The sequence below is a fragment of the Streptomyces sp. NPDC034049 genome, assembly GCF_055575575.1.
The window spans coordinates 62174-70898 of the sequence record NZ_JBVISJ010000026.1 but is presented as its reverse complement, the minus strand read 5'-3'; the positions used below and the strand labels follow the sequence as shown (position 1 = coordinate 70898).

Genomic DNA, 8725 nt, shown 5'->3' with positions numbered 1-8725 from the left:
GAGAGGGTGACGACGATGGTGAGCCGGGTCTCGTCGGTCAGTGCGCTCATGATCTTGAAGAGGTCGAGGTCGTCCGTGTCGGGGTGGACGAGGGGCGATGAGGTGCGACTGGCCATGAGGGAAGGATAACTCCCGCCTCATGTTCGCGTTAGCGCGTACATGGGTTACAGTGAAGGCACGGATTGACCCTTCATCCGTCATCCACCGGGTTGCACATCAACCGGTACCACCGCATGCCACCAACGCCTTTGACGGCGTGGCGTGCATCAAGAACGGAGCACATCCCATGACCACAACACAGGGGACCGAGTCGAGGACGCACCGGAGCGAGACGGCCGCGGAGGTGGTGGGCCGCCTTCGTGCGACGTTCAACACCGGCGTCACCCGCCCACTGGACTGGCGCGTCGACCAGCTGCGGCGGCTGCGGGCGCTGCTGGTGGAAAACGAGCAGGAGCTGCTCGAAGCGCTCTTCGCGGATCTGAGGAAGAGCGTCACGGAGGCGAAGGTCGAGATCGACTTCACCGTTGGTCACATCGACGAGACGCTGGCGAGTCTCGAGGGCTGGCTCAAGCCCCGCCCGGTGGAGGTTCCCGCCCACTTCGGTCCCACGACCACGGCTTACACCAAGTACGACCCGCTCGGGGTCGTCCTGGTGATCGCCCCGTGGAATTTCCCGGTGCATCTTCTCATCGACCCCCTCGTCGGCGCCCTGGCCGCCGGGAACACCGTGGTGGCCAAGCCGAGCGAGATCTCGGTGCATACATCGGCGGTGGCTTCACGCCTCCTGCGGCAGTACTTCGACGCCGACGTGCTCGCCGTGGTCGAGGGGGGCGCCGAGGAGACCACGGCCCTCCTGGAGCAGCGTTTCGACCACATCTTCTACACCGGCAATGGCACGGTCGGCCGGATCGTCATGGCCGCGGCAGCCAAGAACCTCACCCCGGTCACGCTTGAACTCGGAGGCAAGTCGCCGGTCTTCGTGGCGCCCGACGCCGATGTGGACGAGACCGCGAAGCGGCTGGCCGGCGCCAAGTTCGGCGCCGCGGGGCAGCAGTGCATAGCCCCCGACTACGTTCTGACTGATGCTGCCACCGCTGCCGTACTGGTTCCCGCCCTGCGCGCGGCGGTCGAAGCCCAGTTCGGCTCCAATCCGCAGACCGCGGCCGACTTCTCTCGGATCATCAACGAGCGGCATTTCGACCGGCTCACCGCTCTGCTGGATTCCGGCCGGGTGGCGGTGGGAGGCCAGCACGACCGTGACGACCTGTTCATCGCACCGACGGTCCTCACCGATGTTGACCCCGCATCGCCGGTCATGCAGGAGGAGATCTTCGGTCCGATCCTCCCCGTCGTGGAGGTCGAGGACCTCGATGCCGCCATCGGCTTCATCAATGAACGCGACAAGCCCCTCGCGCTCTACGCCTTCACCGAGTCCGAGGCCGTCAAGGCGCGCCTGGTGAACGAGACGTCCTCCGGCGGCGTCGCCTGGGGCCAGCCGCCGATGCAGCTGCTCATGCCTGGCCTGCCGTTCGGTGGTGTCGGTGAAAGCGGCATGGGCCGATACCACGGCCGGTATTCCCTCGAGACGTTCAGCCACCTCAAGGGTGTCGTGGACGTGCCGCTCAGCTAGCCTCGCGCTTTCGTGAAGCAGGCTGTCCGATGGGTGATCGGCCGGCGGAAGTGCCTCAGGTCGGTGAGAATGAGGATCGCTGGTATCGCTGTTCCCGCCACCGCCGGAAGCGCGTTCCAAATGAAGCCGTGTATCGGCCCTCTTCGCGGGGGCGCGTCGAGGGAGTCGGTCGCGGCTCGGCCTGCAGAGACCGATCCGTACCGACTCCGGCGGCGGCACCCATCACTTCGTCACCAGACTTACTGCTGATCGTGCGCAAGGAGCGAACGCCCGTACTTCGGCGGGCAGTTGCGCTTGACCGGCGCCGACGCCGACGGCCTGCGGCTCTCACCACGTTCGCCGCCCACACCACCCACACCCCGATCGCAGTCCTGGAACCGCGTCACCGTCAGCGGGCCCGTCGCCTGCCCGAGGACCGCATCCGCGCCTCCGCCGGGACAGCGTGGACCCCTTGCGTCGCAGACCTTCGTCCCGTTTCCCTCCGTATTACAGAAAGAAACCCATGAGTATCAATATTTCAGAAGTTTCATCCGCTCCCTCACTTTTCTCGCCCGTCTCTCTCGGGAAGATCGAACTCGCCAACCGCATCGTCATGGCACCGATGACCCGGGTCCGGGCCGGTTCCTCCGGCATCCCCGGGGACCTGATGGTCGAGTACTACCGGCAGCGGGCGAGCGTCGGGCTGATCATCGCCGAGGGCACCTACCCCGACCACGCGTCGCAGGGGTATGTCGGTGAGCCGGGCATCGCCACCGACGAGCAGGCAGCCGGCTGGCAGCGGGTGTTCGAGGCGGTGCACGCCGAGGGCGGCCGCATCGTCCTGCAGCTCATGCACGCCGGCCGCCAGACCCACCCCGACATCAACGGTGGCCGCCGCGTCCTCGCCCCCAGCGCGATCGCCCGCAGCGGCGAGACGTTCACCGAGAAGGGCGAGCAGCCCTACCCCGTACCGGAAGCGATGACCACCGCAGAGGTCCGTGCAGCCCTCAAGGACTTCGTCACCGCGGCCCGCCGGGCCACCGAGGCGGGAGCGGACGGCGTGGAGATCCACGGCGCCAACGGCTACCTGCTCCACCAGTTCCTCTCCCCGGCGGCCAACCAGCGCACCGACGAATACGGCGGCTCGCCGCACAACCGCGCCCGCTTCGTCGTCGAGGTCGTCACGGCCATCGCCCAGGCCGTCGGTGCCGAGCGGGTCGGGCTTCGGATCTCACCGGAGGTCGACTTCGGGGACGTCTTCGAGACCGACCGGGACGACGTCCTGGCCACCTACGGCACCCTGCTCGACCAACTGCGCCCGCTGGGCCTGGCCTACCTCTCCGTACTGCACGCCGAGCCGGGCGGCGACTTGGTACAGGAACTGCGACGGCGCTTCGACGGCAAGCTGATCGTCAACAACGGCCCCCTCGGCGGGGGGCAGACCACCCGCGAGCGGGCCCTCCAGCAGCTCGAAGCCGACCACGCCGACGCCGTGGCCGTGGGCCGGGCCCTCATCGCCAACCCCGACCTGGTCGCGCGCTGGCAGGGTGGCCACCCGGAGAACGAGCCGCGGCCGGAACTGTTCTACGGGCTGGACGCCGAGGGCTACACCGACTACCCCTTCCTCGAAACGGCTTGAGGCCCACGGGTCACACCTGTCCGTGCGGCAGCCCCACTCGCCCATGGACAGGCACCCGACCGGCGACACCGTGCCCGCCCCATTGAGCCCGTGGTCTCCCCGGCGATCACCGGCTCGAGGACCGTCGGGACCGTCAGGGCGGTCACGGTCCTTCACTAACCTCCCTGAAGTTGTCGGGTTCGACCTGGACGTCAGCCAGCCGCTCAGCCAACTTCTCGGCGAGCGTGCCCAGTTCATTCCGGCGAGCAGTGATCCGCTCCAGCTCCAGCATTTCCACGCCCTCCCCGCGCTCTCCGGCGCACCGGCCCGGCCACGAATCGTAGGAGCGGCACGGCGGTCGACGCAGCAGAACCCGGCAAAGCGGCCATCGCCCTTTCGGCCATCTCCAGTCGACCGTGTAACGCACCGTGCGCCACGTGGTGTTCAGGGCTCCCAGGCACTCCAGTAGCCCGTGGGTGGCGCCGGCACTCTGTCTGCCCGGACAGGTGTGGCAATCCTGGAAGCTGCCGTGGGACAGGTCGACGGGGCTGGCGGAAGTGCCTTCGCTGATCACCGACCGTGGAATTCGAGGGCGGGCCGCGGCCTGCCGGCCTTGTATGCCGTGACGGCGGAGGCGAGTCCGGCCCTGGCGTCCTGCGTTTCGAAGAGCGGCATGGCGAGGTCGAACATCACTTGGTCTGCGGCCGTGGTTCCATTGGCGGCCCAGACCTGGAGAAGTGCCTTGTGCGCCGCATGGGCGCGGGTGGGCCCGTCGGCCAGCTTCCGCGCGAGGTCTGTTGCCTCCTGGAGCAGGGTGTCGTCGGCCACGACGCGGTTGACGACGCCGACATCCGCCATGGTCCGCGCGGGGATCTGCTCGGAGGTGAGTGCCCACTCGAAGGCCCGGGCCCGTCCCGCGCGTTCGGCGACGCGGTAGATGCCGCCCAGGAGGGTGACGATGCCGAGCGTCTGTTCCGGGTGGCCGAAGTGTGCGGATTCGGCGGCGATGATGATGTCTGCGCGCAGGGCGAGCTCGAAGCCGCCGCCCGAGCACCGACCCTGGACGGCGGCGATCACGGGGATGGGGAGCCGTTCGAAGGCGTTGAAGACAGCCATGTAGTGCTCGAAGAGCGCGCGGAGTTCCGCGGTGCTCTGGTCGGGCCAGTCGACGATGTCGCCGCCGAAGCAGAAATCGGGTCCGTCGGCGCGCAGGAGGACGGCGCGGGCGTTGCGTCGAGTGATGTCCTCGACCGCGGCGGCGAGTTCGTCGGCCATCTGTCGGTCGATGCGGTTCTGCGGCGGGTTGTTCAGGACCACGGTGGCGATGCCGTCGGCGACGGTATGGGTGAGGTGGGGCATGGGGGCCTTCTTGCGGTCGGGTCTGACGGGGGTGGGGTGGGCAGGAGCGGGTGAGGCGTCCTCAGGCCAGGTGCCGGCGGAACCAGTCGCGGGCTGCCGTGCTCGACTCGTCGAACCGGGAGAGGTAGGGGTCGAAGTGACCGCCGGGCAGCAGGACCAGCTCCTTGGGTTGCAGCGCGCGTTCGTAGGCGGCGAGCGCCAGGTCCGTGACCGTGACGGTGTCGTGGTCGGCGACCACGAGCAGCAGCGGGGTGGGGGAGACGCGGCTGATCCAGGCACCCGGCTCGTACATGCGGGCGGCACGGGTGGAGCGCAGGGTGACCTGGTTCTCCCAGGCGCCGGGCGGGAGTTGCTGGAGGTAGAAGTCGATGGCGTCCTTGGCCCGGTAGGCTGCCGGCACTGCGGGGTCGTCGCTGACGATCGCCTGTGTACGGGGTGCCTCCCCATGGAACTGCGCTCGCTCGTCTTGCGCGAAGGCGTCTTCAAGGCCGGTGGCGGCGTCCGGCGCGACACGGCGCAGGCCCTGTTCGTAGCCGCTGATCGTGGGCACCTGCGCGACCACGCACCGCAGGCGCCGGTCGGTGGCGCCCAGGACGAGGGCGTGGCCCCCGGCGTAGCTGGTGCCCCACAGGCCTATCCGGTCGGGGTCGACTTCGGGTCGGCTCTCCAGATAGGAGATGGCGCGACGCCAGTCGGCGATCTGCTGCCAGGGGTCCACGTCCTGGCGGGGGAAGCCCTCGCTGGCGCCGAAGGCGCGGTGGTCGTGGAGGAGGACGACGAAGCCGTCCTCGGCGAAGGCCTCGGCGAACGGCTCCAGCCCGTGTTCCTTCACGCCCGCGTAGCCGTGGGCCATGGTGATCGCCGGGTGCGGGCCGGGGCCGTCGGGGATGAAGAGCCAGCCGCGCAGGGTGACTCCACCCTCCGCGGTGAAGGCGATGTCGAGTCGTTGTGTCATGGGTCGTCCTTCCTGGCGAGGTGCGGCCGGTGGTTGGCTGTCGGCCGCCGCTGTCATGGAATGCGTGGTGCCCGGGGCTGTGCGGGCGGGCGTTTGCGGTTCTCCACCGCGGTGGCGCTGGATGGTCAGGCCGTGAGGCCCGTGGGCGTCGTGGCCAGGAACGCGTCGAGCAGCGCGGCGACCGCCGAGGGCCGCTCGACGTGCACCCAGTGCCCGGCTCCTTCGACCGCGGTGGCCTGGACCGAGCCAAAACGGCTCAGCACCCCTTCGGCGACCAGGTCTTCGGTGACGAAGCCGTCGTCCGCGCCACGGATCACCAGCACGGGGCCCGGGTAGCCGCTCGGCTGCAGCCCGGCCGGGTGTCCGGTGTTCCAGCAGTTCACGAGCTCGCGCACCACCTCGGGCCGCGCCCGGCCGCCGACTGCCGTGAGCCGGTCCAGGTCCGCCTCGTCGAGGCTGCTGGACAGTTGCTGCCGCACGGCCCGCTGCGCAGCGGGGTTGCCGCCCAGTGCTCGGAAGGGTTCGACCGCCTCTTCGGGCAGCCGCACGCCGGCGAGCGGGACCGGTGTCACCAGCACCAGGCCGAGCGTCCGCCGACTGCGCGTGGCCGCCACCAGTTCCACGATCGGGGCGGCCATGCTCTGCCCGATGAGCACCACCGGTGTGTCGAGGGCGTCCACGACGGCCCCGACCTCGGAGGTGAAGCGGTCGAGGGTGAACGGTCCGTTCGCGTCCGTGCGCTCGCCGAGTCCGGCCAGGTCGAGTTGCACGACGTGGACATCCTCGCTCTTCAACTCCCGGATCACGCCGTCCCAGACGTGCCGGTCGTCGAGGAAGCCGTGGACGAAGACCAGGGTCAGCTCATCCTTGCCGGTCCGCCGAGGGGAGGTGTCCGTGCCGGCCACGAGTTCGGTGCTCATGCCGCTCCGTCCTTTCCGGGAGTCATCGTGGCTCCGGAGGGAGACCACTCAGGAGTGTCGATCGGTGACCACCCCGTCGCGCGGCCGTCCAGGCGCGTCATGCGCCGGCCTCGGTACGCGTCGAGCACGCTCGCGTCGAGCGGGGTGGAGAAGGCGTTGTCCACGAGGGTGTATTCGGCGGCCAGGCGGCCGATGACCGGGAGGGCGGCGGTGTCGATGCGTCCGCGCTCCAGGTAGAGATCGTCCCTGATGTGGAACCGCACCACCTCGCCCCAGACGACGTGCTCGTGGGCGTCCCCGACGGGGATGATCCGGTTCACCACGCACTCGAACGAGATCGGCGCCTCCTCGACCCGGGGCGCCCGGACGACCTCGCAGGGTGCCTTCGACAGGCCGAGTTCCTCGAACTCGTCGACGTCGGCGTCGAATTCATGCGCGGAGCGGTGGACGTGGTCGGCCAGGGGGAGCACCGCGAGGTTGGTCACGAACTCGCCGGTGTCCTGGATGTTGACGAAGGTGTCCTTGAGGGTGTGGCCGTCCGACCGTGGTTGCAGGGAGATGGAGACCATGGGCGGCTTGCGTCCCACCACCGTGAAGAAGGAGATCGGCGCGATGTTGCCGATGCCGGTGGTGGAGACGGTGCTCACCCATGCGACCGCACGAGGAAGGACGCTCCCGATCAGGAGCTTGTAGGAAGCCGTGGCGTCGAGATCACTCGCATCGATGATCATCTGCAGTTCCTCCGCGTCATTGCGTCGGTGAGTCGACGTGCCCGGAGGCGCTCGCCGTGCTCGCTGGATGTAAGAACCATAGGTTCAGTGACTCTTTTGGACAAGCCTCAGCGACGCGCGGAGTTTTCCTCATTACGTCGAGCAAAGCCTCGTGATGATCCTCGACATGAGCTCTTGTCGACATACGTAAAAGCGCTATTCTTCTTACACAGTCCCGGTAGGCCGTCATGGTGCCAGAGCGCCCGGCAGTACAGACAGGAACGATCCCCATGAGTGAGACCGCCAAGACGAACACCACCGACGAGGTCGAGGCCCAGCCCTGGACCAAGGCGTTTGCCGCCAAGGAAGCCGCAGCCTTCGCCGCGGCGTTCGCCGAGGACGTCGTCCTCGAAGCCAGTGCGCTGCGCAGTCCGGTGGTGGGCCGCGACAACGTCAAGCAGGTCATGGGTGCCGCCAGCGGCATCTACGAGGCCCTCGTCTTCACGCACGAGATCACCGACGGTTCCCGCACCTGCATCGAGTGGGAGGCCAAGGGGCTCGGCGGCAAGGAGATGCGCGGCTCCACCATCCTGACCCGCGACGACGAGGGAAAGATCACCCGGGCCGTTATCCAGCACCGTCCCCTGGACAACCTGCTGGCCTTCTCCAACGAGCTTGGCAACCGCGTCGGCGACGCCGTCGGCCGCGATCACTTCTACCGCGCCTGACCCGGCCGGATACTCGTGCCCCATCCGGCCGTAGAAAACGCCGGAGCGGGCACGGCGTCATCCGTCACTACGAGCCGGAGACCCGAGAGCAGGGGCCTCCGAGGAAGACGTACGCCATGCAGATCAACGGGGCAGCGGCCCTGGTGGTCACCGTCGCCGACCGCGGCGTGGGCGAGCGAGTCGCCGAGGCTCTCCTGGAACGCGGCGCGGCCAAGGTCTACGCCGGCGCCAGCGGCCCCGGATCCATCAGGACTCCGGGAGTTGTACCGGTCCGGCTCGACATCGCCGATCCGCAGCAGGTCCGAGCCGCGGCCGAGGCGGCCCCCGAAGTCGCGCTTCTGGTCGACAACGCACGGCTGACCACCGGATCGGACGTGCTCGCGAGCAGCTTCGACATCTGGCAGTTCGACACGCACGTCCTCGGCACGTTCCGCATAAGCCGCACCTTCGCACCCGTCCTGGCCGGGGACGGCGGGACGTGCACTGCTCGACGTCCTGTCCGTGCTGTCCCGGCCCGGTGTCCCGCGCACCGCCGCCTGCACCGCGGCCAGGTCCGCCCAGCAGTCCCTCACGGACTCTCTGCGTATCGCTCTCGCCCGCACATGGGCCTCAAGGACACTCGGATCGCCACGGGCCAGGACACCTCCAAAGCCGGCTCGGCCCAGGTCGCCTCGCCCGCCCTGGACGCGATCGCGGCGGGGGCGTACGAGGCAATGGCCGACGACATGAGTCGCCACGTCAGGGCCGCACTGTCCGGCGACCTCGGCCACCTCTCCCCGCCGTTGGGCGATCAGGCCTGATCGCGACGCACCCTGCCGTCCGATAC

At 68.8% G+C, this 8725-nt stretch carries 9 protein-coding genes; 4 read left to right on the top strand and 5 right to left on the bottom strand.

What is annotated here, in order from left to right; all coding sequences use genetic code 11:
* Window positions 1-286 precede the first annotated feature (286 nt).
* Window positions 287-1630 carry an aldehyde dehydrogenase family protein gene (locus ACZ52C_RS40400; RefSeq protein ID WP_469079529.1) on the top strand — a complete coding sequence of 448 codons (1344 nt, stop codon included), beginning with the start codon at window positions 287-289 and terminating at the stop codon, window positions 1628-1630.
* Window positions 1631-2132: 502 nt separating this feature from the next.
* Entirely contained in the window at window positions 2133-3248 is a 1116-nt protein-coding gene (locus ACZ52C_RS40395; protein ID WP_469079525.1) for an alkene reductase, read from the top strand.
* A 142-nt stretch (window positions 3249-3390) separates the two neighbouring features.
* On the opposite strand, the gene ACZ52C_RS40390 is transcribed toward ACZ52C_RS40395, so the two are convergent.
* From ACZ52C_RS40390 to ACZ52C_RS40370, 5 genes are all read right to left on the bottom strand, one after another.
* Window positions 3391-3519, bottom strand: coding sequence for a hypothetical protein (locus ACZ52C_RS40390; RefSeq protein ID WP_469079524.1), 129 nt, complete (start codon window positions 3517-3519; stop codon window positions 3391-3393).
* Between the two features lie 278 nt (window positions 3520-3797).
* Window positions 3798-4586 carry an enoyl-CoA hydratase/isomerase family protein gene (locus ACZ52C_RS40385; RefSeq protein WP_469079523.1) on the bottom strand — a complete coding sequence of 263 codons (789 nt, stop codon included), beginning with the start codon at window positions 4584-4586 and terminating at the stop codon, window positions 3798-3800.
* 61 nt (window positions 4587-4647) lie between these two features.
* Window positions 4648-5541, bottom strand: coding sequence for an alpha/beta hydrolase (locus tag ACZ52C_RS40380; RefSeq protein WP_469079522.1), 894 nt, complete (start codon window positions 5539-5541; stop codon window positions 4648-4650).
* Between the two features lie 125 nt (window positions 5542-5666).
* On the bottom strand, window positions 5667-6461 hold the full coding sequence (locus tag ACZ52C_RS40375) for an alpha/beta fold hydrolase (protein ID WP_469079521.1): 795 nt from the start codon (window positions 6459-6461) through the stop codon (window positions 5667-5669).
* Complete coding sequence (locus ACZ52C_RS40370) at window positions 6458-7192, bottom strand: flavin reductase family protein (RefSeq protein ID WP_469079520.1); 735 nt, start codon at window positions 7190-7192, stop codon at window positions 6458-6460. The genes ACZ52C_RS40375 and ACZ52C_RS40370 overlap by 4 nt, the downstream gene beginning before the upstream one ends.
* 269 nt (window positions 7193-7461) lie before the next feature.
* Here ACZ52C_RS40370 and ACZ52C_RS40365 point away from each other — a divergent pair, with 269 nt between their 5' ends.
* Window positions 7462-7899 carry a nuclear transport factor 2 family protein gene (locus ACZ52C_RS40365; RefSeq protein ID WP_469079519.1) on the top strand — a complete coding sequence of 146 codons (438 nt, stop codon included), beginning with the start codon at window positions 7462-7464 and terminating at the stop codon, window positions 7897-7899.
* A gap of 116 nt (window positions 7900-8015) precedes the next feature.
* Window positions 8016-8699: an SDR family NAD(P)-dependent oxidoreductase gene (locus tag ACZ52C_RS40360; protein ID WP_469079518.1), complete on the top strand. Its 684-nt coding sequence runs from the start codon at window positions 8016-8018 to the stop codon at window positions 8697-8699.
* Window positions 8700-8725: the final 26 nt, after the last annotated feature.